General features: G+C 47.1%; 24 protein-coding genes. 16 read left to right on the plus strand and 8 right to left on the minus strand.

The annotated features are described in order from the left end of the window. Positions 1 to 146 precede the first annotated feature (146 nt). From hemE to MKZ13_RS10330, 6 genes are all read left to right on the plus strand, one after another. Entirely contained in the window at positions 147 to 1,211 is a 1,065-nt protein-coding gene (gene hemE, locus MKZ13_RS10305; RefSeq protein WP_339183765.1) for a uroporphyrinogen decarboxylase, read from the plus strand. Further along, positions 1,204 to 2,154: a ferrochelatase gene (hemH, locus tag MKZ13_RS10310; protein ID WP_221823324.1), complete on the plus strand. Its 951-nt coding sequence runs from the start codon at positions 1,204 to 1,206 to the stop codon at positions 2,152 to 2,154. The genes hemE and hemH overlap by 8 nt, the downstream gene beginning before the upstream one ends. Further along, positions 2,154 to 3,578, plus strand: a complete 1,425-nt coding sequence (gene hemY / locus MKZ13_RS10315) for a protoporphyrinogen oxidase (RefSeq protein WP_221823326.1) — start codon at positions 2,154 to 2,156, stop codon at positions 3,576 to 3,578. The genes hemH and hemY overlap by 1 nt, the downstream gene beginning before the upstream one ends. Before the next feature lie 185 nt (positions 3,579 to 3,763). Further along, positions 3,764 to 5,185 (plus strand): CapA family protein, encoded by a 1,422-nt coding sequence (locus tag MKZ13_RS10320; protein ID WP_221823328.1) that lies wholly within the window; start codon positions 3,764 to 3,766, stop codon positions 5,183 to 5,185. A 24-nt stretch (positions 5,186 to 5,209) separates the two neighbouring features. After that, positions 5,210 to 5,962: a glycerophosphodiester phosphodiesterase family protein gene (locus tag MKZ13_RS10325; RefSeq protein ID WP_221823330.1), complete on the plus strand. Its 753-nt coding sequence runs from the start codon at positions 5,210 to 5,212 to the stop codon at positions 5,960 to 5,962. Positions 5,963 to 6,008: 46 nt separating this feature from the next. Next, positions 6,009 to 6,641: a fumarylacetoacetate hydrolase family protein gene (locus MKZ13_RS10330; RefSeq protein ID WP_221823332.1), complete on the plus strand. Its 633-nt coding sequence runs from the start codon at positions 6,009 to 6,011 to the stop codon at positions 6,639 to 6,641. Positions 6,642 to 6,762: 121 nt separating this feature from the next. Here the strand turns inward: MKZ13_RS10330 and MKZ13_RS10335 are convergent, their stop codons facing one another. After that, a complete protein-coding gene (locus MKZ13_RS10335) occupies positions 6,763 to 7,170 on the minus strand; it encodes a hypothetical protein (RefSeq protein ID WP_339183770.1) in 408 nt (135 codons plus the stop codon). A 388-nt stretch (positions 7,171 to 7,558) separates the two neighbouring features. On the opposite strand from MKZ13_RS10335, the gene MKZ13_RS10340 reads away from it, so the two are divergent. From MKZ13_RS10340 to MKZ13_RS10380, 9 genes are all read left to right on the plus strand, one after another. Continuing rightward, positions 7,559 to 8,116: a MarR family transcriptional regulator gene (locus tag MKZ13_RS10340; protein ID WP_339183773.1), complete on the plus strand. Its 558-nt coding sequence runs from the start codon at positions 7,559 to 7,561 to the stop codon at positions 8,114 to 8,116. Between the two features lie 58 nt (positions 8,117 to 8,174). Further along, positions 8,175 to 9,623: an aryl-sulfate sulfotransferase gene (locus MKZ13_RS10345; RefSeq protein WP_339183774.1), complete on the plus strand. Its 1,449-nt coding sequence runs from the start codon at positions 8,175 to 8,177 to the stop codon at positions 9,621 to 9,623. Positions 9,624 to 9,632: 9 nt separating this feature from the next. After that, a complete protein-coding gene (locus tag MKZ13_RS10350) occupies positions 9,633 to 10,688 on the plus strand; it encodes an ABC transporter substrate-binding protein (protein ID WP_339183776.1) in 1,056 nt (351 codons plus the stop codon). A 32-nt stretch (positions 10,689 to 10,720) separates the two neighbouring features. Next, on the plus strand, positions 10,721 to 11,497 hold the full coding sequence (locus MKZ13_RS10355) for an ABC transporter ATP-binding protein (RefSeq protein ID WP_339183778.1): 777 nt from the start codon (positions 10,721 to 10,723) through the stop codon (positions 11,495 to 11,497). 17 nt (positions 11,498 to 11,514) lie between these two features. Then, positions 11,515 to 12,288 (plus strand): ABC transporter permease, encoded by a 774-nt coding sequence (locus MKZ13_RS10360; protein ID WP_091017536.1) that lies wholly within the window; start codon positions 11,515 to 11,517, stop codon positions 12,286 to 12,288. A 228-nt stretch (positions 12,289 to 12,516) separates the two neighbouring features. Further along, complete coding sequence (locus MKZ13_RS10365; protein WP_339183812.1) at positions 12,517 to 13,326, plus strand: DUF92 domain-containing protein; 810 nt, start codon at positions 12,517 to 12,519, stop codon at positions 13,324 to 13,326. 13 nt (positions 13,327 to 13,339) lie between these two features. Beyond that, the gene (locus MKZ13_RS10370) at positions 13,340 to 13,918 is read left to right on the plus strand and encodes a TetR/AcrR family transcriptional regulator (RefSeq protein WP_339183814.1); all 579 of its coding nucleotides are present in this window, start codon (positions 13,340 to 13,342) and stop codon (positions 13,916 to 13,918) included. Positions 13,919 to 13,977: 59 nt separating this feature from the next. Then, positions 13,978 to 15,909, plus strand: a complete 1,932-nt coding sequence (locus MKZ13_RS10375) for an ABC-F family ATP-binding cassette domain-containing protein (RefSeq protein ID WP_339183816.1) — start codon at positions 13,978 to 13,980, stop codon at positions 15,907 to 15,909. Positions 15,910 to 16,072: 163 nt separating this feature from the next. After that, positions 16,073 to 17,011, plus strand: coding sequence for a hypothetical protein (locus MKZ13_RS10380; protein WP_339183818.1), 939 nt, complete (start codon positions 16,073 to 16,075; stop codon positions 17,009 to 17,011). 116 nt (positions 17,012 to 17,127) lie between these two features. Here MKZ13_RS10380 and MKZ13_RS10385 read toward each other — a convergent pair whose 3' ends face one another. The 5 genes from MKZ13_RS10385 to MKZ13_RS10405 all read right to left on the minus strand — a co-directional run bounded on the left by MKZ13_RS10385 (position 17,128) and on the right by MKZ13_RS10405 (position 21,221). After that, positions 17,128 to 18,168, minus strand: coding sequence for a M42 family metallopeptidase (locus MKZ13_RS10385; RefSeq protein ID WP_339183820.1), 1,041 nt, complete (start codon positions 18,166 to 18,168; stop codon positions 17,128 to 17,130). Positions 18,169 to 18,281: 113 nt separating this feature from the next. Further along, positions 18,282 to 18,662 carry a lipopolysaccharide assembly protein LapA domain-containing protein gene (locus MKZ13_RS10390; RefSeq protein WP_339183822.1) on the minus strand — a complete coding sequence of 127 codons (381 nt, stop codon included), beginning with the start codon at positions 18,660 to 18,662 and terminating at the stop codon, positions 18,282 to 18,284. Positions 18,663 to 18,794: 132 nt separating this feature from the next. Then, positions 18,795 to 20,585 carry an oligoendopeptidase F gene (pepF, locus tag MKZ13_RS10395; RefSeq protein ID WP_339183824.1) on the minus strand — a complete coding sequence of 597 codons (1,791 nt, stop codon included), beginning with the start codon at positions 20,583 to 20,585 and terminating at the stop codon, positions 18,795 to 18,797. A gap of 213 nt (positions 20,586 to 20,798) precedes the next feature. Then, positions 20,799 to 20,984: a hypothetical protein gene (locus tag MKZ13_RS10400; protein ID WP_047842378.1), complete on the minus strand. Its 186-nt coding sequence runs from the start codon at positions 20,982 to 20,984 to the stop codon at positions 20,799 to 20,801. A gap of 3 nt (positions 20,985 to 20,987) precedes the next feature. Beyond that, entirely contained in the window at positions 20,988 to 21,221 is a 234-nt protein-coding gene (locus MKZ13_RS10405) for a hypothetical protein (RefSeq protein WP_017689395.1), read from the minus strand. Between the two features lie 162 nt (positions 21,222 to 21,383). Here MKZ13_RS10405 and MKZ13_RS10410 point away from each other — a divergent pair, with 162 nt between their 5' ends. Further along, positions 21,384 to 21,581 (plus strand): cold shock domain-containing protein, encoded by a 198-nt coding sequence (locus tag MKZ13_RS10410; protein ID WP_017689394.1) that lies wholly within the window; start codon positions 21,384 to 21,386, stop codon positions 21,579 to 21,581. Between the two features lie 154 nt (positions 21,582 to 21,735). On the opposite strand, the gene MKZ13_RS10415 is transcribed toward MKZ13_RS10410, so the two are convergent. Continuing rightward, the gene (locus MKZ13_RS10415) at positions 21,736 to 22,908 is read right to left on the minus strand and encodes an MFS transporter (protein ID WP_221823353.1); all 1,173 of its coding nucleotides are present in this window, start codon (positions 22,906 to 22,908) and stop codon (positions 21,736 to 21,738) included. A gap of 39 nt (positions 22,909 to 22,947) precedes the next feature. After that, positions 22,948 to 24,288, minus strand: coding sequence for a multi antimicrobial extrusion protein MatE (locus MKZ13_RS10420; protein WP_192132474.1), 1,341 nt, complete (start codon positions 24,286 to 24,288; stop codon positions 22,948 to 22,950). Positions 24,289 to 24,328 lie beyond the last annotated feature (40 nt).

Raw genomic sequence — 24,328 nt, forward strand, 5'->3', positions numbered from 1 at the left:
CATTATAACATAATTGGCATATGGAGGAGGGGTGTAAGGAATGTCATAGTATTGTCACGTAGAACGCATCTGCATGTGGTTGTTACGGCTGTTTAAAAAGGGCATAATGGTAATTATGAGTCCAAAAACTATTGGAGGCTTCTTACATGAGCTATAATGATCGACTGATTCGGGCAAGTTTCAAGCAACAGGTCGACCGTGTTCCGGTATGGTACATGCGTCAGGCTGGACGTTACGATCCTGAATATCGCAAGATTAAAGAAAAGTACTCCTTGCTAGAAATCTGCCAACAACCCGAGCTGGCGGCTGAAGTTACACTCATGCCCGTACGCAAGCTTGGTGTAGATGCGGCTATTTTGTATTCCGATATTATGAATCCGGTTGCCTCACTGGGCATTGATTTTGACATTGTAAAAAATATTGGTCCAGTTATCGATAATCCTATTCGGTCCGCTGCAGATGTGGATCGTTTGCGTCCCATTGACGTCGAAGGAGATCTGTCACATATTCTGGAGACCATTCGAATTCTGGATAAGGAACTTGACGTGCCTCTGATTACGTTTGCGGGCGCACCTTTCACGATTGCGAGTTATCTGATCGAAGGACAACCTTCGAAAGGTTACATCCGCACCAAAACGATGATGTACAGCGAGCCTGAAGTATGGCACAAGCTGATGCAGAAGCTTGGTGATATGGTTATTACATATGTCCGTGCGCATATTGCGAATGGCGGTAAGGCATTCCAGTTGTTTGACAGCTGGGTTGGAGCACTTTCTCCCAAAGACTTCAGAACATATGTGTTGCCTACGATTACCCGTATCTTTACCGAATTATCGGATTTGAATGTACCGAAGATTTATTTCCCTGGTGTTGCATCCGGTGAGTTGTTGCCAACACTGCATAATCTGCAAGCCGATGTGATTGGACTCGACTGGAGAGTATCCATTTCGGAAGGGCGTCAACGGCTTGGCGGCAAATTTGCAGTACAGGGTAACCTGGACCCATATTTGCTGACTGCCCCGATGGAACTGATTAAAGAGCAAGCCAAAGTGATTATTGACGAAGGAATCAAGGAGCCGGGTTATATTTTCAACCTCGGACACGGATTATTTCCTGAAGCATCGCTAGAGAAGCTCAGAGAACTAACGGCGTATATTCATGAATATTCTGCCGAAGCAATGAAGACTGGGGTGACGGTAACCAATGACTAATACTGTAGGTGTACTGGTGATGTCGTATGGCACACCGGAAAATATGGAGAGTGTTGAAGCGTATTACACACATATCCGCAGAGGACGTCCGCCTGAACCGGAGCAATTGAAGGAACTGACGGACCGTTATGAAGCCATTGTTGGCGGTGTTTTCCCACTTCGTGAGAACACAGACAATCAGGTCAAGGCCCTTCAAGAGACATTAAACCGCGATGAGCGTGGCGCTGATGTGGAATTCCGTTGTTATCAAGGACTGAAGCATGCCTATCCGTTTATTGAGGATGGCGTGGAGCAGATGGCGAAGGATGGAATTCAGACAGCCATTGGTATTGTACTGGCTCCTCATTTTTCCACGATGAGTGTAGGCAGTTATATCAAACGTGCGCGTGAAAAAGCAGAAGAGCTGGGCGTTCATATGTCCTTTATTGAGAGTTATCATCTGCATCCGAAGTTAATTCAGGCGTTGTCCACACGTGTCAGTGCCAAGTTGGATGCGTTCGAAGAAGCTGGAGCAAAACGCGGAGATGTGAAGGTGTTGTTTAGTGCGCACAGTCTGCCGGCACGTATTGTGGAGATGGGTGATCCATACCCGCAACAATTGCTGGAGACTTCGGAAGTGATTGCCTCACGTGTAGGCATAACCAATTGGCAATTTACGTGGCAGAGTGCCGGACGAACAGCTGAGCCTTGGCTTGGACCGGATATTCTGGATACGTTACAGGAGCTTTCTCGTGAACAGGTAGAGGATGTACTTGTGGCACCAATCGGGTTTGTCTCGGATCATCTCGAAGTGCTCTATGATCTCGATATTGAGGCCAAATCGATTGCCAAAGAGATCGACATGCGCCTGATGCGTATTGACTCCCTCAATAGCGATCCTCTATACATGGAGACGTTAAGCGACGTTATTATAAGCCAATGGCAGCAAGGGTCGGATGAGTAATGGGTGATAAGAAACGCCGTGTTGTTGTTGTCGGCGGTGGCCTTACCGGCCTCAGCGCGGCATTTTATATCCGTAAGCATTACCGGGAAGCGGGAGTTGAACCCGTGATTACTTTGGTCGAGAAAAGCTCCTCCATGGGAGGCATGATTGAGACACTGCACCGGGATGGATTTGTGATTGAAAAAGGGCCGGATTCTTTCCTGGCTCGCAAAACAGCAATGATTGATCTTGCCAAAGAATTGGAGATTGATCATGAACTGGTCAGTCAGAATCCGGAGTCGAAGAAAACATATATCATGCAGCGTGGCAAGCTTCATCCTATGCCAGCAGGACTTGTTCTCGGTATTCCGACAGAACTAAGACCATTCTTGAGAAGTGGTCTGGTCTCTCCAGCAGGCAAACTGCGGGCATTGATGGATTTTGTCATCCCGCCACGTCGTACAACAGAGGATGAATCGCTCGGTTATATGATTGAACGTCGTCTTGGAGCAGAAGTGCTGGAGAACTTGACGGAACCACTGCTCGCAGGAATCTATGCAGGTGATATGCGGCGATTGAGCCTCCAGGCTACCTTCCCGCAGTTCGGAGAAGTAGAGCGTGATTACGGCAGCTTGATCCGGGGCATGATGACGGGGCGCAAACCGGCTGAGACGCATACCGGAACAAAACGAAGTGCCTTTCTGAACTTTCGTCAGGGACTTCAGAGCCTTGTTCATGCACTCGTCCATGAGTTGCAGGATGTGGACCAACGTCTGAACACTGCGGTGAAGTCGCTGCAACGCCTTGATGGAGCGGAAACCAGATACCGTGTTGAACTTGGTGATGGCGAAATGCTTGAAGCCGATGATGTAGTGGTTACTGTGCCAACATATGTCGCATCGGAGCTGCTGAAGCCTCACGTCGACACAGCGGCACTGGATGCGATTAACTATGTGTCTGTAGCCAATGTAGTGCTCGCTTTTGAGAAAAAAGAGGTGGAGCATGTATTCGACGGGTCCGGTTTCCTCGTTCCGCGGAAAGAGGGTCGGAATATTACGGCTTGCACGTGGACATCGACGAAATGGCTGCATACGAGCCCGGATGATAAGGTGCTGCTTCGCTGTTATGTTGGTCGCTCCGGTGACGAACAGAACGTAGAGCTTCCGGATGAAGCGCTGACGAATCTCGTTCTCAAGGATCTTAGAGAGACGATGGGTATTGAAGCAGTGCCGATCTTCTCCGAGATTACAAGGCTACGTAAATCCATGCCACAGTATCCGGTGGGACACCTCCAACATATTGCCGTCCTCCGTGAGGAGCTTGGCAGCAAATTACCGGGTGTGTACATTGCAGGTGCAGGTTATGAGGGCGTAGGTTTGCCTGATTGCATCAGACAAGCGAAGGAAATGTCTGTTCAGGCTACACAAGAGCTTGCAGCAGATTAAGTACAGCAAGAGTGCTGTCTCAAACGTAGAATTATCTACTGGAGAGATGGCTTTTTTTATGTGAAGATCTGGAAGCTAACTGAGTTCATACCCTTTCAATCGATACAGTTCCAACGAATGATGGAAATCCAGAATATGCCTGATATAATGGTATGTATGGCTGTGAAGAAGAAGAGGAGTTGCTTATGTATCCCCCAAGATCAGAGCGAAGCGTAAAGAAGAAAAAAGGTAGTAAACGCACCCGCAATACAATCACAATCATCTGGACAGTTAATATTGTATTGATCATTGCAATTGGTCTGGTGGGCATTTTTTATGTCATTGATACACGTCAGCAACAGGCAGACCAGCCGGTGAAACAAGAAATCGTCGATCAGGATCAGCCTTCCATTGGAGACGATGCCAAAGGCGGCGATCAAGTAACTTCTCCAGACTCGGAATCCGATGAGAATTCGGAAGAAGAACACGAAGCTACGGATGAAGAGACAACAGCGGATGCAGATAAGACATCTGGAGTAGCGACACCTGACACTTCAGGCAATACCAATAGTGAGAAAGCAGAATCCGGAACGAAAAAACCTGTAGCAACTTCGACACCATCCAGCACCAAGGGAAATGCAGGTGTGGATCAGGAATCAGGGACGTCGAAACCTTCCAATTCAGCGAAGGATGTCACGATTAACTTTGTTGGTGATATTCAATTCTCGGGCAAAGTTGCTGAGTTGCTGGATAAGAACGGTTATGACTATCCCTTTGCCAAACTCGGCAGATTATTCAAGGATGATGATCTTACCATCGGTAACCTGGAGACACCAATAACTCATGGTGGTACCAGTGCAGCTGATAAAACCTATGTCTACAAATCATCGCCCAAAGCATTGGCGGCAATGGCTTCAGCCGGTTTTGATGCTGTCAATTTGGCTAACAATCATATTTTGGATCAGGGCGTAGAGGGCTTGGTGGATACGTTAACTTATCTCAAGGAATATGGCATAGCTCACACCGGGGCAGGTATGAACAGGGATGAGGCCTATGCACCAGCATATCTGGAACGCAAAGGCATGAAGATTGCATTGCTTGGGTTCTCCCGCGTTGTACCGGAAACGAGTTGGAAGGCTGAAGGCAATCGGGCTGGCGTGGCTGAAGCCTACGATTCCACAGGAGCAGTCAAAGCGATCCAGGAGGCCCGTAAGAAGGCTGATCTGGTGATCGTGGTTGCACACTGGGGAGAGGAACGTGTAAGTACTCCGAATAGTGACCAGACCCGATTGGCTCATGAGTTTGTAGATGCTGGCGCTGATCTGGTCATAGGTGGTCATCCTCATGTGTTGCAAGGGTTGGAGTACTATAAGGGGAAGTGGATTGCATACAGTACGGGAAATTTCATTTTCTCCAGATCAACAACCGAAGAGACTTGGAAAACGGCGGTATTTCAGGCTCGCTGTAGTCAAGATGCAGCTTGCAGCATGAAAGTTATCCCTTATGAGGCTGGGCTTGGTCAGGCCATTCCGATGATCGATGAGGCGAACAAACTGCTGTTGGAACAGATGGCTAAGCTCTCCCCGGGTATTCGATATGATGGGAATGGGGTCGCTTCACCTAATTAAAAACCTTTTTGAGGAGGGAATCGAATGAACAACCTTTGTGTAGCGCACCGTGGATTTTCTTCTATTGCACCAGAGAATACGATGGCTGCATTCCTGATGGCCATGGAGCGGCCTGAAGTTCAGTGGATGGAGCTGGATGTGCAGTTGTCGCGTGATGGTGTGCCAGTGGTTATTCATGATTTTACAGTGGATCGCACGACGAATGGCAAGGGCCTGGTTCGGGAAACCGATTGGGCTGATCTGCAACGTCTGGATGCCGGAGCATGGAAAAATAAGTCTTACAAAGGCGAACGGATTCCGGCGCTAAGTGAATTGTTAGATCGCTCGTGCGGCAGAGTGCGTTTGAACATTGAACTGAAAACGCAGGGAGACATGTACCCGGGTCTGCCTGCGGCTGTTGTACATGAAGTGAGAAAAAGACATATGCAAAATGATGTTGTGATTACTTCATTTGAACCAGCCGCTCTGATCGAAGTGAAGAAACTTGCACCGGAGATCCAGACGGGGCTGATTATCGATGCACGACCAGGCGATCTGTTAACCGCCCTGCGGAAGATGAATTGTACATTCCTCTCGATTGGATACACCAATGTAGATAAATCCTTAATGAACGAGATGCGGAGTGCAGGCATTCGGGTGATGGCTTGGACAGTGGATGACAAGACCATTATGAAGAAACTGGCGGCGGTTGATCCAGAACTCATGTTATGTACGAACCGTCCTGACGTATGGGAGCTGGCATTTCAGGAGACGAGCAGCCGATTTTTCAGACCCTAACTTTCCTATATGCACTAATGAATCCGATAAAGGTGGTAATATACCCATGTTGACTAACATTCGCAATGTATACTGTGTAGGACGCAATTATAAACTTCACGCGGAAGAATTGGGTAACGCGGTTCCGGATGAGCCAATGATCTTTATGAAACCTTCTCATGCAGTCGTGCCCCTGAATGGCGAAACGCTTGAATTGCCTGCTACCAAGGGTGAAGTTCACTATGAAGCTGAATTGGTCGTTCAAATCGGCCGGAATTTTGAGCCAGGTATGGCGGTAGATGAACTGGTGGATGCGTATGGGTTTGGTATTGATTTTACGTTACGTGATGTACAGACCGTGATTAAGAAAAAGGGCCACCCGTGGACGGCGGCCAAAGGGTTCAAAAATTCCGCTCCGGTTACTGCATTTCAGGCATTCCCGGGTGCGGCAGCATTACTGGAAAAAGACTTTACATTGACCAAAAATGGTGAGGAAGTCCAGCGTGGTAACATTCGTAATATGATCTTCAGTTTACAGGATATTGTGGATTATGTAGGTCACCATTACGGCCTGGGGCCGGGCGATGTCATTTTTACAGGAACACCTGAAGGTGTTGGACCAACACAAGCAGGAGATGTGCTCGAACTGGCATGGGACGGCGAATCCTTGGGTGCCTGCAAGATTGGGGCAGCGCAATAAGGATTACACATCAACCTGCTTGAGATGAATAGGTTACAAGAAAGGGGCGTGAATACGCTCCTTTTTGCTTTGTTATCGTGGATATATGTTTATACCTTCATTGTACGGATACGCTCCTAATTTACGCCAAGCTGTATGCTGTATTTGCGCTCTGTGTGACCAACTCTTCCAGTTCAGCTTGTTGTGCAGCATGTTGCTCCGAACGGATACTTCCACTTGCGAGCCGTTCATCCAACTGCTCTCTGAGCTGTCTTACTTGTACAGCAATGACCTCATCCAAATTCCCGTTATTTTCTTCCGTAATCGTCCTCAGTGATTTGCCGCTGTACAGTTCCTGATAGAGATCCGCTTCTGAAGCCTGATTCAGAGCGCTGAGCAGCTCGTCGCTGTTTCCCTCACGAGTATCCAAGTCAACGATGGACCATTTAGCAGTAGGTATAGGGGAGATGGCGGATTGGCCCCATGCTGTTCCGGCGAAGGACATGGTGACAATCATTGTGCCTATAATAATGACTCTTTTCATATTCATATGGATAATCCTCATTTCTGTAGTTGAGTACGAACTGAATCGTAGCTTGTCGTAGATGTAGTTGTTGATGTTTCGATCTAAGAATAGTGTAAACGGGAAACCTGAAGTGAAACTTAAAACAGGATAAGTAATTTCAACCTGGCTGAGAATGGCTGCAACAAGAAAAGATCAAAAAACAATTCACACTTGACAGGTTGGGTTAGTTGGTTATATGATAATCTCAATTATTTTAATACTCATTAAATGAACAGTGAACTAATTTGAACTGAAAACTGCATTGAGCTGATTGGACCACCAAAGGCTCCCGGGACTACTCCTCTAAGGAATGTCCTCGGGGGCCTTTTTTCGTATCTTTATTGAAGCTTCAAACGATCAGGGAGGTTATGGAATGAGTGATAGAGACTGGGAAGCGTTGGAGCGGACGGATTGGTTATTTCGCAAAATGGTCAGACGATTCGTCAAAGAGCGGGATCGAATCTCTGTAGAAGGTATCAGCCTGCCAGGCATGCTTATCCTGCACAAGATCATTCGTGAAGGAGAACAGCGGCTTGGAGATCTGGCAGAACAGTTGGACTTTACATCGGGTGCCATTACAGCTCTGACCGATAAGTTGGAGAAAAAGGGACTCACCATCCGCAGACGAAAGGAAGACGACCGCCGGACGGTTTTACTGGATATCACATCAAGCGGGCGGGAGATGTATGCGAGAAACAGCAACATCGGTGCCCGATGTATCACGCTTCTGTTTGAGGGTTTTACGAGTGAGGAACTGGAGCAGCAAAGTCAATTCTACGAGCGGGTAGTAGCGAATCTGGAGGGGTTCTCGGACACGGTGCTGGAATTGGCGGAGAACAACGGGATACAAGAACATGATCGGTCCTCGACAAGTAACCTTGAGCAGAAGCAGCAGGACAGTACCGGGAAGAGGAACTATCTCAGTTATTGAGGTTGGGTCAATGTAACGACATTTGATATACCACAAACATTCTAGGGAGAGATGATCAATGGGACACTCAACAATATATCCAACTGGAGCAACGTTATACTATCCGGATAAGGCTTGGGGCGGTTATACCGTTTATCAGGCAGGTGAGGAAGGCGTAGTGTTGATCGATATGAATGGCAAGGAGGTCCACCTATGGAAAGGATTGTTAGGTTTTCCGGCCAAAATATTACCTGGCGGCTACGTGCTGGGCAGCACGGGTCGAAGAGATCCGAAGTTCGGTATTCAGGATAATGTCGATCTGGTTCAGGTGGATTGGGACGGCAACATTGTATGGAAATACAATAGCTACGAACACATCGAAGATCCGGGGTATGAGCCACTATGGTATGCCCGCCAGCATCATGATTATCAGCGTGAGGGGAATCCGGTAGGTTATTATGCACCCGGCCTTGCGCCAAAGACGAAGAGTGGCAAAACACTTATTCTGGCACACAAAAATGTGAGTAACCCGCAAATTTCAGATAAGCCATTGCTTGATGATGCCATTATCGAAGTCGATTGGGAGGGGAAGGTACTCTGGGAGTGGCTGCCTAACGAACACTTTGAAGAATTAGGTTTTGATGAAGCTGCTCGAAATGTCCTGTTCCGTGATCCGAATACACGTTCTTTCGGTCATCTGGGTGGTGGCGTCGGTGACTGGTTACATATTAATTCTGCTTCTTATGTCGGACCCAACCGTTTCTATGAAGAAGGAGACGAACGGTTCCACCCCGACAATATTATCTGGGATGCCAGAGAGGCCAATATAATCGCCATTACGGACAGACAGAGCGGAAAGATCGTGTGGAGACTAGGGCCAGACTATGCTTCAACTGAAGCGAAACACATTGGCACAATTATCGGACAGCATCATGCACATATCATTCCCCAAGGTCTACCGGGAGAAGGCAACTTGCTCGTATTCGACAATGGCGGCTGGGCAGGTTATGGCCTCCCAAATCCGGCTTCTCCATTTGGATTGAAACATGCGATTCGGGATCACTCCCGTGTACTGGAGATTAACCCGGTCACCCTGGAGATTGTCTGGCAGTATACATCGGCAGAAGCAGGTTTCTCGGTTCCGACGGATTCTTATAAATTTTATAGCCCATACATCAGTTCCGCCCAGCGTTTACCTAACGGCAACACCCTGATAACCGAAGGTTCCAATGGCCGATTGTTCGAAGTCACAGCGGAGCATGAGCTGGTCTGGGAGTATGTCTCCCCGTACACGGATGGGCGGAATACCAATATGGTCTATCGCTCATATCGAGTTCCTTATCAGTGGGTTCCACAGTTGGAGAAACCGCAGGAAGTTGCCATCGAAGCCATTGATGTCTCCAACTACAGGGTCCCGGGAGCAGCGCCCAAAGGTTCTGCATCCATCGTGAGCGTAGAGACAACTCTTCCATTTGTGGAGGGTGCAGCCTGTGTGGCAACGTCGGATGAAGGCAAGTCAGGCGGTTAAGCGTCAATCATGACTAGATCGAATGGGGTGTATATTGTGAGAAAACCATCCATAGTAACCGGCATATTGATATTATTTCTGGCTACGGCACTCCTATTATCCGGATGCAGTTCAAACGCAGCAGGATCTGGAGCAAAAGACGCTACCGGCAAGAATACCGATAATGTAAAAATTCGAATCGCAGATACAAGTACGAACCCAACGTTCAGGGTAGCCATTGCCAAAGGTTTTTTTGAAAACAGGGGCATTGATGCAGAGAGTATTACGTTTGGCTCACCGGCTGAAGGTGTAAATGCACTATTTATCAAACAGGTAGATATTGCGTACGGGGCGGACTTCCCTGTATTAAATGCTTTGGCTAAAGGGGAATATTCAGTCGTCGCTTCCGCAGGTCAGACTACGGATGAAGCGGCAGCCGCCTGGAAGCTGTATGCAAGAGAGGATATTCAGAGTGGAGCGGATTTGAAGGGCAAGAAAGTGAGTTTCATTCGAGGCACATTTATTCCGTATCTATGGGATGAGTACTTGAAAGATCAGGGAGTGGCGCTGAGTGATGTGACGCAAATTGGTCAGGGGGCTTTTGATGAAGCCTACATCGCACTGAAACAGGGAGACCTTGATGCCGCTTGGGTTATAGGTTCCGCGTTAACCGATAAATTCGATGCACTCGAAGGAGTACATCAGCTGACGGATATGTCTCAGACCCCTATACGCCTTGGTATGGGACTGGTATCGAGTAATGAATTCATCCAGGCAAACCCTGAAAAGATAAGTGACTTCCTTGCGGCGCTGGATGAAGCATCCACGTATGCCCAAGCGCATCCTGAAGAGGTTGCTGATCTGATGTATCAAGAGACCAAACAGCCTAAAGATGCCACGTTGAAAGACCTTCCGATCAATCCATGGGAAGTTGGATTTACGCAGGCTGCTTATGATAGTTTGGCAGGTCAGAAGCAATATATGGTGGACACCGGAATCATCGAACAGGATTTTGATCTCGACACCAAACTCGACTTGACTTCTCTCCAACAGGCTCTGCCGGAAAAAGTGACATACAGTAAATAATTCTTATTGAAATGAAATGGGAGGTGTCCGTTATGTCCTTACCTGCAACTGAGCATACCATTCATATTGAACAGCTTCGGAAAACGTATCATGCCCCGACCAATGGGGATGTGCATTATATCATTAAGGATATCGATCTGGTTATCAAGGGAGGAGAGTTCTTTGTCCTGCTTGGTCCCAGTGGTTGCGGGAAGTCAACGCTGCTGAACATGATCGCGGGTTTTATTTCCAAGTCGGGCGGACAGCTCAAGGTAGACAACAAGGAGATCGACAGACCGGGCAGGGATCGGGCGATGGTGTTCCAGCAGGCGGATTCTTCTCTCTTTCCATGGCTAACCGTGAGGGAAAATGTTGAATTCGGACTTCGAATGTCCAAGGTGCCTAAGACACAACGACGTGAGATCTCTGATCGATACATCCAGCTTGTGGGACTGAGTGCTCATGAGGGGAAATTCTCGAAAGAGCTCTCGGGTGGCATGAAACAGCGGGTTCAATTGGCTCGGGTACTTGCGAATGACTCGGCGATCTTGCTGATGGATGAGCCATTCGGTGCGCTGGACGCAATGACGCGGCGGACCATGCAGAAGGAACTGGTTAATATTTGGAAAGAAACACATAAAACCGTTATCTTTGTCACTCACGATATTCAGGAGGCGTTATTGCTGGGTGAGCGCATAGGCATTATGTCTGTAGGTCCGTCTTCGAATATAACGGATATTTACCACAACACGTTACCTTACCCAAGGAACATCGCCTCGTCTGAGTTCAACACCCTGTATGACCGAATTCAAGGCCACTTTGAAGAATAACTGAGGTGATATGTAAGATGAAATGGTTGGAGAAAAAATGGGTGTCTATCCCGCTTCTATGGGTAACGGTCATCTTAATCTGGCAGCTTGGTGCCCTTATCTATGGGCCTGACGTAATCCCTGGTCCGTGGCACACGATCCTGGGAGCACGCGAACTGATAGCTGACGGTACGCTGATGGAGTATATCGGAATCAGTTTCACTCGTGTACTGGCGGGCTGGGTACTCGGAAGCATCATTGCTATTCCGGTAGGACTGATTATTGGCAAGGTGCATATCATCCGGCTGTTCGCTGAGCCATTCCTTAACTTTATACGCTTTATCCCGCCGATTGCTTTTATTACCTTATTTCTGGTGTGGTTCGGAATTGGTGAGCAATCCAAGATCGCGCTCATTATGTATGCAACCTTCTTCATTGTTGTATTGAATACACTGACAGGTGTACTCTCCGTTGAAGAAGACAAAATCCGGTCGGCCCGCAGTATGGGAGCCAATGAACGGCAGATTCTGCTGCATGTGATTGTTCCGGCGACAACCCCGTATATCTTCACAGGTGTGCGACTGGCGATGGGAACCTCGTATATGGCCATAATCGGTGCTGAGATGATTGCCTCCAATGAGGGAGTGGGTTACTTAATCTGGAACTCCAGACTCTTTTTCCGAACAGATTGGATCTTTGTCGGACTGATTTCCCTGGGTTTTATGGGATTCCTGACGGATCGTTTGTTCAACTGGTTTGGTCGCAGAGTACTCTACCGATATGGGGTCATTGGAGGAGCGAAGCGGGTCTGAAACAGACCCTGGGAACACCGAATTCCAGACGTAACTTGAAAAGGGAAGTTATCTTGTTTTAACGTTTGATCAATAACCTGTTTTGGCACTTCTACACGAGGCCAAAACAGGTTTTTTGTGTGCTGGCGTAAGGAGTTTCGGCATTGACATCAAACCGTGGTATAATTGAATTTCAAAAATACAATAAACGTCATGCGGGCTGTACATACGCTGCATGCAGGAGACATTATGGATTGGATTATTGGCGCCGTATGCGCTTCTATGGTGGCAGGTGCTGCCTATGCGAAAAAGTCGCTAACCCTGTCTGGCTGCCTGGCAGCCATCATGATGGGAACGATATATTACGGAGCGGGTAACCTGTTCTGGTTTGGCACGTTATTGTTGTTTTTCATTACTTCAACGTTGCTCTCCAGGTTTCGTAAAGATCGGAAGCAGGAGCTGGAGAAATCCTATGCCAAGTCAGGAAATCGGGATGCTGGGCAAGTGATGGCTAATGGTGGAATGGGTATGTTCCTATGTCTGGGATACTGGATATTTCCACATCTGGCATGGGTGTATGCTTTCATAGGTGTAATGGCTACCGTTACATCGGATACATGGGCAACCGAAATTGGGAGTCTCAGTCGCAAGCCGCCGCGCTCTGTTCTCACGTGGAAGGTACTTACGCCAGGTGCTTCAGGAGGTGTCTCACTTCTTGGCACCGTGGCTGCAGCCGTAGGCGGGGCTCTGATTGGTGCGGGAGCATTCTTGTTTTCCTGGATCGCCGGGATAGAAGGCCTTAGTCTGTTTAGTTGGACTTTTGTCGGTCTTGCAGGCGGGTTAGCAGGGGCTTTTGCCGATTCCTATCTGGGCGCAACGGTGCAGATGATGTATCGTTGTACTGTGTGTGGCCGTGAAGTTGAGGTACATGAACATTGCGGGCATCCAACGGTTCAGGCTCGTGGCTGGGCATGGATGAGTAACGACCTGGTGAACGTGCTTAGCTCGATGATCGGCGGATGTGTGGCGATTGGTTTAGGTAACATTTTGACGTTGTAGGAGGGAGTAACATTTGAGCACTGTACAGGGAGACAAATCGGAGGCTATTTTGGATGCGGCCTATGGAATTTTTGGCTCGAAAGGTTTTTATGAGACCAAAATGTCTGATATTGCGGACGAAGCCGGCATCGCAAAAGGCACCATTTATTTATATTTCAAAAGCAAGGAACAATTATTTATCGCAGTATCCAAGCGGGATTGTAACAGTTTTATCAGTCGTCTTGAATATGCTTTGAACTCGCATGAGAACACAGGTGATAAACTTGGCGCAATAGCCAAGACGCATCTTACGTATTATTATGAGCGTCGCAATCATACCAAGCTCTTTTTTATGGCACCCAATAATGATCCGGATCTGATGAAATTCATGAAGGCATTCATGAATCAATACATGAGCATGGTGTGTGAGGTATTGGAAAGTGCAAGTGTACCTGAGCCAGTCTTATTAGCCAAATCATACATTGGGATTCTGGATCGTCTGAAGATGGATATTATGCTTAATCCAGAGTTCAACGAAGAAGATCTGAACAAACGAATTGCCTTCTCAGCAGCATTATTTCTGGATGGGTGTCGGTCCTTTTTGAAAACGTAAGTGCTTGTGTGGGTACGAGTAATATTGAATTTTAATTCACAGAGAAGTGGGTACGAGCAATGAACATAATGACGGTAGAGCAAGTTGCAAAAAGTTATGGCGAAAAAATATTGTTCAAGGATGCTTCATTTGGCATGGCTGATCAGGACAAGATTGGTGTCGTTGGGGTAAATGGAACCGGAAAATCCACGTTTTTGCGTGTAATTTCTGGTATGGAACCTGCAGACGCGGGACAGATCTCGATCGGTAATGACGTACGTATTCAGTTCCTGGCACAAAATCCGGACTTCAATCCAGATAATACGGTACTGCAACAAGTATTCGAAGGTGACAGCATGGAAATGAAAACCGTGCGTGAATATACGGAAACGATGGAACTATTGGAACTGAATTCGTCCGATCCAGCATTACAAGAGCGGTTATTACGTTTGAATCAGCAAATGGAGCAGCTTCAGCTCTGGCAGATGGAGAGCGAAGCGAAGAGCATTTTGTCCAAATTGGGTATTCGTCAATTCGATGCACTAATGGGCACATTGTCTGGTGGACAACGCAAAAGGGTAGCACTCGCTGCCGCGCTGATTCACCCTTGCGAACTGCTCATTCTGGATGAGCCGACGAACCATATTGATAATGATTCGGTAGTATGGCTTGAGCAGTACTTGCAGAAGCGCCGCGGCGCACTGCTTATGATTACGCATGATCGGTATTTCCTGGATCGTGTGGCGAATGTCATGCTGGAATTGGATCATGGCCGTTTGTTCCGCTATGAAGCCAACTATACACGTTTCCTGGAACTGAAGGCGGAGCGCGAAGAACGGGAAGCCTCTTCCGAACAGAAGCGTAAGAACTTGCTTCGGACAGAGCTTGCATGGATTCGTCGTGGTGCCAAGGCACGGACAACGAAACAAAAAGCGAGAATTGATCGGTTCGAACAACTCAAAGACCAACAAGGAGTCCAGCGCTCGGGTTCATTGGAAGTATCGGTTGGCTCCACCCGTTTGGGTAAAAAGATTCTGGAGATCGAGCATCTTTCCAAATCCGTCGGTGGTCGCACGCTGATCGAAGATCTGAGTTATATTGCCGTACCTGGAGATCGGGTAGGGATTGTTGGACCGAATGGTAGTGGTAAGTCCACGTTGTTACAGATGATATCTGGCAAGCTGGAACCCGATGCAGGTGTGGTTGACGTCGGTCCTACGGTCAATCTGGGTTACTTCACACAGGAACATCAGGAGATGGATGAATCCCTTCGTGTCATTGAGTACATCAAAGAAGTGGCCGAGAATGTGAAAACAGCCGATGGCTCTCTGATTACAGCATCCCAGATGCTGGAGCGATTCCTGTTTACCCCGGCATCCCAGTGGACGCCAATCTCACGTCTGTCTGGTGGCGAGAAGCGTCGCCTGTATCTGTTGCGTGTTCTAATGGCTGCGCCTAATGTATTGCTGCTGGATGAGCCGACGAATGATCTGGACATCCAGACACTCGCTGTACTGGAAGACTATCTGGATGATTTCCCGGGTGTTGTTTTTGTGGTATCCCATGATCGCTATTTCCTTGATCGTACTGTGGATAAAGTGCTGTCTTTTGAGGGCAACGGTGCTGTACGTGTACACGTCGGCGACTACAGTGAATATGCGGAATGGATGTTGAAAAATGCACCTGGAGCTAATCAAGAGAGTGACACAGGAGCGGCGAAGGTGAAGCAGTCATCGGAGAAAACGACTCCTGCTGAGTCAGCGGCTAAACCGAAGTTGAAATTCAGCTTCAAGGAGCAACGTGAATACGACCAGATTGATGAAAATATTGAGAAGGCTGAAGCCAATCTTGTCCGGATTAACAAAGAGATGGAAGAGTCATTTAGTGATTCTGCCCGTCTGCAGGAGTTGATGGCGGAGCAGGTTGAGGCTGAACGTCATCTGGATGAATTGATGGAACGCTGGACCGTTCTGAATGAACTTGCAGAGCAGATTGAACAGAGCAAGTCTTGATTTATAACTAAACATCGCCCTTTCTTCTACAGTGACTTTATGTCGCATTGGAGAAAAGGGCGATTTTTTTGTCTGCGAATTTGCGATTTTATGTGAAACGTTCTGTATGTTCATTACGTTTTATAAGTAAAGAATTCCATAGAAGGGAGAGAACACCACACTTATGTATAAGGAAATTAATGAACAGTTGGCAGTGCTCAAGGAAAAGGGGAGAATTTACGAGAAATGGACCAAACGTCTGGAGAAACTTCAAACGGAGGAAAGCGAATGGGAAGCAAAGGTAAAACGTCGTCTGGAGCATCTCCAGAAGGAGAAGAAGGACGTTGATCGACTGAACAGTATGACTTTGTCGGCATTTTTCTATCAACTGATTGGCAAGAAGACAGAACAGCTGGAGAAGGAAGAGCTGGAACTGATGGAGAGCAAGGCTGCTTACGACACCGCTTGTCGCATGTTACAAGACGTACAGGAGCAACGAATTCATGTGGAGCAGGAGTTGGAGGGCGGGCGGCAGTATCAGTATTGGCAGAGCGATTACAACGCGCTGTGGGGGAAGAAGGAAGGTCGTCTGCTGGACCAGGATGCGGAATTGCAACAGATGGCTGAGAATCGGGAACATCTGGCGAGCGAGCTACAGGAACTGGATGAAGCTTTCCGGGAGGGGGAGTATCTGGTTGATGCTCTTGAACGTGCGGAGAAGGCTTTGGCTTCGGCAGGTAATTGGGGTGTATATGACATGATGGGCGGTGGGGTCATCTCCACGCATATCAAGCGAGGAAGAATGGATGATGCTCAGGTCGCTATCATGGATGCAGGTAAGCGTCTACGACGTTTCCAGAAGGAATTGGAGGATGTAGAGATGGCTGTACACGCGGATCTGCATCTGGGAGGTCTGCTTTCATTCGCAGACTATTTCTTCGATAACCTCTTCGTGGACTGGATGGTTCAGGACAAAATTCGCAAAGCCGAACGTCAGGTGAAGGATGGACTGAGTGCGGTTCGAAAAACCATGCATGTGTTAAGAAATGAAATACGTGACCATAAGGCAGAGTTAGAGATATTGGATCGTAAGTATCATGCATATGTCGAACAGGCAGATTAAGAGATATGACAACAAAGGCCCCTTCCAAGCACACTGAATTGTGTGCTTGGAAGGGGCCTTCTGCTTAGACGAACATGTGGATGTTATCCATGATAATGTAGATCAATGATTCGGTTTTACTTGGTTGTAATGTAGGCTGCGAGCAATCGTGCCGTATTCAGGACAGCATCCTTATGTGTACGCTCCATGGAATGAGATGCGTGAACTCCAGGACCGATCAGTGCTGCACGGATATTGTTTCCTCCGCGTAATGCTGCACTGCCATCTGAGCCATAGTGGGGATAAATGTCCACGACGTAATCCATTCCATCTTGTTTGGCCAGTTCAATGAGACGACTGGTCATATCGTAGTCATACGGGCCAGAAGAATCTTTGGCACATATGGAAACGTCGGTTTCTTTACAGCTGAGGTCATCACCCATGGCTCCCATGTCTACAGCGATCATTTCACTGATTTCTACAGGGATATACGATGCGCCATGTCCAACTTCTTCATAGTTCGAGATAAGCAGAGAGACGTTATGTAATGGTTTCCAGCCTTCACGATGTGCAGACTCAAGGATGCCGAAGAGGGCAGCCACGCTGGCTTTGTCGTCCAGATGACGTGATTTGATATAACCACTCGGCGTGATGACTGCGCGAGCATCAAAGGAGATAAAGTCGCCGACAGAGATCCCGAGTTTCAACACATCTTCCTTGGAGGAGACGACCTCATCGATTCGAACTTCCATATGGCTCTCGGACCGTTCAAAGGTACGTGCATCCGGATAAACGTGGACAGATGGATGAAGGGAGAGAATGGTGCCTGTGTATGTCTTTCCATCCCGAGTATGGATGCTGCAATATTCGTTTTCAATACTTTGCATCGAAAAGCCACCGACAGAGGTAAGCTTCAATGTGCCATAGGATGTAACCGAGCGTACCATGGCCCCTAGCGTATCCACGTGAGCGCTTAAAGCAATTGTCTTGGAAGAGTCCTGTCCGGGCAATGTAAGCACCGCACCGCCCTTGTTATTCAGCTCACAGGCGATGTCCAGTGCTGCTGCTTCCTTCCGGATCATCTCGATTATATGATGTGTGTAACCACTTGGGCTTGGTGTATCCAGCAATTTTTTCAGGAAAGACAGAACGTATGATTCATCAATTGTAAAACTCATTGTGTAATTTCCTCCTCGGATCGTGGGTATGGTGTGAAACAAAATACAGCCTGTCTGGGGGAGAGAATGTGATACTACCATTCCTGACTCGCCAGCAGGCTGTCTCTGATTGGTTACAGTGTTCCCGTAGGGTTTCCTTTGCGCTGACTCTGGATCGAATCCTTCTCCAATAGGCTATCGGATTTATTTGAGTCAAGCGAATCCATCGATTTGAAAGAATCCAATGTAGATTTGCTTATCGCGGAACTTTCCAATTCAGACACACGCAATTTCAGTTGTTTATTTTCACGTTGCAGTCTGTATTGGCGATAGATGCCATATGACCCTACAATAATTCCACCGATCAGGGTACAGCCGAGAATGAGCAAGATCAGCGGGATTTGTACCGTGTTAAATAACAGGTTGACTTGTACGGAATCCACATTAATGACCGCAAAGATTCCCGTGAGCAGTGCAAAAACAAGACCTGCTATGAGTGCCCATTGCATTTTCATGGTGTTGCCTCCTTGTTGAACAATTGAGAACTAGATATGCATTACCCATATTCGGGAATGTTGCATCTTGCAATGATGATAAAATCCCCTGCCCAAACGGGCAAGGGATGCAGGTCACATGGATAGACAACCTTATTTGGTTAGTTGCTCCATCTGTTCAATCAGTTCCTTGAAGACACTCATAGCTTCACGAATTGGCTGTGGTGTAGACATATCCACACCTGCTTTTTTCAGAATGTTGATGGAGTAATCACTGCCACCGCTCTTCAGGAAGCCAAGATAACGGTCAACAGCCGGTTGACCTTCTTCCAGGATTTGCTTGGAGAAGCTTGTCGCTGCGGAGAAGCCTGTAGCATATTTGTAAACGTAGAAGCTGTTATAGAAGTGGGGAATACGAGCCCATTCCATTTCGATTTCTTTGTCAACAACCATGCCTTCTCCGTGATATTTAACGTTCAGATCATAATAGATCTCGGATAACAATTGTGGTGTTAATGCGTCACCTTGTTCCGCACGTTCATGAATGATTTTCTCGAATTCAGCAAACATGGTCTGACGGAATACCGTTGTACGGAATTGGTCGGCATAATAGGTCAACAGATACAATTTTTCCTTTGGATCTGTTGATTTGTTAAGCAGATAATCCATCAGCAACGCTTCGTTGGTTGTGGATGCAACCTCAGCCAGGAAGATGGTGTACTGGGCATCACGATACGGAAGTGTTGTATCCGAGTAATGTGAATGCAGAGCGTGACCCATTTCATGTGCGAGTGTGAACATGCTGTTCAGGTTATCTTTGTGATTCAACAAGACATACGGGTGAGTGCCGTAAGCGCCCCAGGCATATGCGCCTGAACGTTTATTTTCATTCTCATATATATCGATCCAGCGGTTATCATATCCAGTCTGCAATGCGTCAGCATAATCCTTGCCGAGTGGTTTCAGACCGTCTTTGACCGTTTGTTTCGCTTCCTCATAGGTAATGTCCATTTTGTATTCGTCTACGAGTGGAGCGAACAGATCGTACATGTGCAGTTGATCCACACCCAGCAACTTTTTGCGCAGATCCATATAACGATGCAATAACGGAAGGCTCTCGTGAATGGTGTCTACCAGATTGGTATACACATCCGTTGGGATGTTATCTCCGTATAAGGACATTTCCATCACGGAAGGGTACTTCCGAACATTAGCATAGAACATATTTTTGGTGACATTTGCATTCAAGGCAGCCGCAATTGTGTTCTTCTGTTTGGCATAGGTTTCATATACCGCTTTGAAGGCACGTTCGCGAACTTCACGATTAGGATTCTCCAGGAACTGAATGTAGCTGCCGTGTGTCAGCTCAACTTCGTTACCATGCTCATCCTTGATTCTTGGGAACTTGAGGTCAGCGTTATTCAGCATGCTAAAGATTGTCTGTGGTGCTTGTGAGAGGTTGCCTACCTGTGCAAGCAAAGCCTCTTCTGCTTGGCTAAGAACGTGGGCTTTTTCGCGTTTCATCTCTTCCAGCGTAAATGTGTAAGCAGAGAGTTTTTCGTTCGCAATAAATGCATCCAACTGGTCATCTGGCAGGGAAAGAATCTCCGGTGTGACAAAAGAAAGTGCTTCACCAACCCGTACGCCTAATTTCTGGGCTTTTTGGGACAGGTTTTGATATGTAGGATTCGCTGTGTCTTCATCTTGATGCATACGTGCGTACACAAAGAGGCGTTCTATTTTGAGGCTGATCTCATCTTCGAATTCGAAGCAAGATTTGAGTACATCGGGTTGATTCAATTTGCCTTGGAATTCGGAGGCCTTCTTGGTCAAAGACGATACTTCTTCATATTCCTGATCCCAGGCTTTCTGATCGGCAAATAAATCTTCCAGTTTCCAGCTATGCTCAGCTGGCACCTCGGAACGTTTCAATAATTGACTCATGGAAATCCTCCTTTGATGATCTGATGAATGTATGGACGAAGCTGCCTTCGTCGCACTCGCGTGTGCGGAGAGAGACGAAGGAATCAGACTAAGTACCAGGATAACAGATAGCGATTTCTGGTATTTCAACGGCCTTCCTCCTTACGATACGAATAATCTCGTATAGTATGACCTTAGGCACGTTGAAATATTTGAATATCTGGGTCCCCGTTATTAGGTTCCCATGTTATACAGAAAATAAACGATCAGGAAAAAGGCAAAACAAATGAGCAGTGTAGCAATAAGAGCCATTCCCCGTCTTAATCGATCCGGGATGGAATTGCGTCCCAGAATAAGCACAATACCAAGGGAGAAGGCAAGGATAATAAAGATGACGACATTGCTTGAGTCAAGCTGCATGGGTTAGACCCCTTTGAAGGCAGCCATCAATTGACGCCATTCATCCTCACGGTTCTCAAAATCTGCTTTTGGGAAACGGCGTTCAGCCCAGTGCATTAATGCAGGACGGCTAAGGAATGTATGGCATTCTTCGCCCCACTCTTCCGAAATTTCTCGCAGTACGAGATATTTGCCTTGAACTTCTACGGTCATCATATTCCACTTGTCTGTTTTGTATATTTCATGTTTTTTTATCATAGGTAGTCTCCAAACTAACGGTTTTGGTAAAATGATACCGTACCCTACGATTCAAAGCAAATTTTTTCGACATTTATGGAAAGATAAATTGCAAAATGGAAGCCCATACAGTATAATAAGGGTATTCGCCATAGATGGCGATATTTTTAGGAGGTTTTTCATTTGAAAGGTACAGTTAAATGGTTTAACGCAGAAAAAGGCTATGGCTTTATTTCAGTTGAAGGCGGCGAGGACGTATTCGTACATTTCTCCGCAATCCAAGGAGATGGCTTCAAAACATTGGAAGAAGGTCAAGCGGTAGAATTCGAAATCACTGATGGAAACCGTGGTCCTCAAGCAGCTAACGTAAACAAACTGTAAGAATTTTTCCGGTCAACGGACTTCTTATATATGATAAATTTATAGCTGAATATTAGAACCTAAGCACAGTCCCCCATGGGAGGCTGTGCTTTTTTTGATTCTAACATTTTCAGTGTAAATATCGGTTGAATATGGAGTATGTTTCCCTGTGTGTTCAGGAGACACGATTGGTCATGCTGGACCATAACTTCAATCCGAAACCGATCAATGCAGCCAGGGAGAAAGCCATAGCGGTGAGATAGAAGGTTTGTCTGCCTGCATGTTCCAGCAGCAGTCCGCCCAACGTTCCACTAAGAAGTCCCGAAGCACTGGACCAGACAATGGTGAACAAAGCCATACCCGTTGCTCTGTAGCCGTCCGGAACTAGGCGAATGATGTAGCGGACCGCCGTAACGTAGAAAATACCAAAGGTAACACTATGCATCGTCTGAATCGCAACGACAGCTGCAGGTGTATCGGATATGGACATAAGAAGCAAACGAACTGTATACATCAGTGCAGCAAAAGCGATTAGCGGCAGTTCCTTATAACGGTTTCCATACTTGCTAAGCAGCAGGAAAATGGGAATTTCACTTACGGAAGAGATCAGCAAAGACCAGCCGATCAGCCCCTCGCTGGCACCCAGATCTTTTAGCGTGATGGTAAGAAACGCTTCGTTCATGCGATGTCCCATGGCAAGCAAAAATACACAGCCAAAAAAGGTGAGCACATCTCTGCGTTTCAAAATAGCCCATAACCCCGATAGATCCATTTTGCTACTATTCCCTGAAGGTTGATCCTTCAATTGAAAACTGATCAATAATGTAGTGGCAGCAAGACCGACGCAAAGCCATATCGTCCATCCTGGACCGAAAGATCCAAGGAAATACCCGATACTTAATGCAAAGAAGGCATAACCGATCGATCCGAAGACTCGAATAGAAGTGAAATTTCGACCATACTTGCTGGCGGTTGTAATAGCCATCGTATCGGAGAGTGGATAGACCGGATAATAGAAAAAGTAAAACAGGGTTACGAGTACAAATACCTGACCGAAAGTTGTCGCGTTGGCAAGCATGATCCCTGTGATCAATTGACCACCAAGCAGAATGATCATCACTTTGCGTACCGTTTGGTAACGGTCGCTGGCCATGCTCCAGAACATATTGGAGAACACAGAGATGAGGGGGCCAATTCCGTAGAGATATCCAATCTCAGCCCGACTGAAGCCCAGATGACTGAAGTAAAGCTGGAAGTAGGATACCACCAGAACGGTGGAACCAAAGATGGTGAACATGAGAGCCCGCAGCCAGTTCTGGTCCGGGCGGGCGTTGTGACTTAATTTCATGATGAGAGACTCCAATCCTGATAACATTCAATGATTTTATTACCCTTTCAGGGATGTTGATTTACGGGCTTTCGGCACAGACATCGTAGGTTCTTGCTTCGTGCGCCGGATGACAAGCCAGACAATGATAAGTTCGGCGAGCAGCCCAAGGGATTGGGCAACAGCGCCAATCATACCGTTCCATGCAGGGAAAATACTAACCAGTATAAGCAGCACAATTACCGTGCAGATTGCATTCGCCGTTTGCGAACGAAACATCGTTTTCGTCTGACCGCGAAGAAGAATGAGGCCATTGCTGAAATCCAGAAAAGGGAAGATCAGCGGAAATAAGACAAACGCACGCAGTGTCCACAGACTTTGTTGCAACAGTTCGCCCTGAACGCTCATGACATTTTCGAGTACCCATGGTCCCAAGGGGGTATAGGCAATCGACACCATCATCGCAAACGGAATAAATCCGGTGACAAGTGCGAATTTTCGTACCAGTTTGGCATCCACAAGGTAGAAATTCAGCACGATCTGATGGATGTATGTAAAGAAGCTTAGCATCAACTGCATCAGACTGCTTGCTATGGCAAAGGACGAAATGGCTAGTGCGATCCCGGTCGTTTTGCCAAGTACGATGTTAATAACCGGTCCTATGAACAGCGCTACAAAGCTGGATAACAGCAGCGGCTTATAAAAGCGAAATACGTCTCCCTTGCTCTCGACGGGATGATCCTCAAGCTTGGCTGGCATCTTGCGCTTGATGCTGTTTCCCTCCAGAAAACTGACGAGCGCTTCAATCATCATGCCAGCAGCAAAAATGATAGCGCCTACACGTCCACTGTCAATGCTGTCTGTGTATATGAAATAGAGGGATAGTCCGTACATGCCGGCTAAACGGAATACCATCCCGATGGTTAACCACTTGGTGCGGTTATTCGTAATGATGATCCCCTGATAGATGTTGCGGATCACTGAAAAGATACTCACATACATGAGAATTTCATATACGTCGATGACTTTGGTCAGCAGATCCGGACTTACACCAAACAAGTATTTGAACACCCCGGTACCAACGGGAGAGTATACGATGAGAAACCCAATGAGAAGCACACAGGCAAGAAAAATTTTGGTCACAAACGTGAGGGCCTGAAAGGAAAGGCGATCGCGAACCAGTGCGGAACAGGTTTGCCGCAGCAGGGTGGAGGGGCGTTCCGTGAGGGTTAACAAGCTACCGGCGATGGCATAGCTGGCAATAACCGTCTCGGGATGAGCGGAACGTGCTAATGTGCTGTTTATGATGACGTGAGAAATGGTGACGAGAGAGGCGGAAATGCCAAGTGGCACAAAAAAAGAAAATAACCGTCTCCACGAAAGTGATTCACTTGACGACATGTCAACGACTCCTTTGATGGATGAAATATGGATAGTATAT

It is taken from the genome of Paenibacillus sp. FSL R5-0701 (assembly GCF_037973995.1).
Classification (GTDB): domain Bacteria; phylum Bacillota; class Bacilli; order Paenibacillales; family Paenibacillaceae; genus Paenibacillus.

Excerpts from the sequence above, each read along its gene's own strand:
- hemE (WP_339183765.1), top strand. The coding sequence starts at position 147 with ATGAGCTATAATGATCGACTGATTCGGGCAAGTTTCAAGCAACAGGTC.
- hemH (WP_221823324.1), top strand. The coding sequence starts at position 1,204 with ATGACTAATACTGTAGGTGTACTGGTGATGTCGTATGGCACACCGGAA.
- hemY (WP_221823326.1), top strand. The coding sequence starts at position 2,154 with ATGGGTGATAAGAAACGCCGTGTTGTTGTTGTCGGCGGTGGCCTTACC.
- MKZ13_RS10320 (WP_221823328.1), top strand. The coding sequence starts at position 3,764 with ATGTATCCCCCAAGATCAGAGCGAAGCGTAAAGAAGAAAAAAGGTAGT.
- MKZ13_RS10325 (WP_221823330.1), top strand. The coding sequence starts at position 5,210 with ATGAACAACCTTTGTGTAGCGCACCGTGGATTTTCTTCTATTGCACCA.
- MKZ13_RS10330 (WP_221823332.1), top strand. The coding sequence starts at position 6,009 with ATGTTGACTAACATTCGCAATGTATACTGTGTAGGACGCAATTATAAA.
- MKZ13_RS10335 (WP_339183770.1), bottom strand. The coding sequence starts at position 7,170 with ATGAATATGAAAAGAGTCATTATTATAGGCACAATGATTGTCACCATG.
- MKZ13_RS10340 (WP_339183773.1), top strand. The coding sequence starts at position 7,559 with ATGAGTGATAGAGACTGGGAAGCGTTGGAGCGGACGGATTGGTTATTT.
- MKZ13_RS10345 (WP_339183774.1), top strand. The coding sequence starts at position 8,175 with ATGGGACACTCAACAATATATCCAACTGGAGCAACGTTATACTATCCG.
- MKZ13_RS10350 (WP_339183776.1), top strand. The coding sequence starts at position 9,633 with ATGACTAGATCGAATGGGGTGTATATTGTGAGAAAACCATCCATAGTA.
- MKZ13_RS10355 (WP_339183778.1), top strand. The coding sequence starts at position 10,721 with ATGTCCTTACCTGCAACTGAGCATACCATTCATATTGAACAGCTTCGG.
- MKZ13_RS10360 (WP_091017536.1), top strand. The coding sequence starts at position 11,515 with ATGAAATGGTTGGAGAAAAAATGGGTGTCTATCCCGCTTCTATGGGTA.
- MKZ13_RS10365 (WP_339183812.1), top strand. The coding sequence starts at position 12,517 with ATGGATTGGATTATTGGCGCCGTATGCGCTTCTATGGTGGCAGGTGCT.
- MKZ13_RS10375 (WP_339183816.1), top strand. The coding sequence starts at position 13,978 with ATGAACATAATGACGGTAGAGCAAGTTGCAAAAAGTTATGGCGAAAAA.
- MKZ13_RS10380 (WP_339183818.1), top strand. The coding sequence starts at position 16,073 with ATGTATAAGGAAATTAATGAACAGTTGGCAGTGCTCAAGGAAAAGGGG.
- MKZ13_RS10385 (WP_339183820.1), bottom strand. The coding sequence starts at position 18,168 with ATGAGTTTTACAATTGATGAATCATACGTTCTGTCTTTCCTGAAAAAA.
- MKZ13_RS10390 (WP_339183822.1), bottom strand. The coding sequence starts at position 18,662 with ATGAAAATGCAATGGGCACTCATAGCAGGTCTTGTTTTTGCACTGCTC.
- pepF (WP_339183824.1), bottom strand. The coding sequence starts at position 20,585 with ATGAGTCAATTATTGAAACGTTCCGAGGTGCCAGCTGAGCATAGCTGG.
- MKZ13_RS10400 (WP_047842378.1), bottom strand. The coding sequence starts at position 20,984 with ATGCAGCTTGACTCAAGCAATGTCGTCATCTTTATTATCCTTGCCTTC.
- MKZ13_RS10405 (WP_017689395.1), bottom strand. The coding sequence starts at position 21,221 with ATGATAAAAAAACATGAAATATACAAAACAGACAAGTGGAATATGATG.
- MKZ13_RS10415 (WP_221823353.1), bottom strand. The coding sequence starts at position 22,908 with ATGAAATTAAGTCACAACGCCCGCCCGGACCAGAACTGGCTGCGGGCT.
- MKZ13_RS10420 (WP_192132474.1), bottom strand. The coding sequence starts at position 24,288 with ATGTCGTCAAGTGAATCACTTTCGTGGAGACGGTTATTTTCTTTTTTT.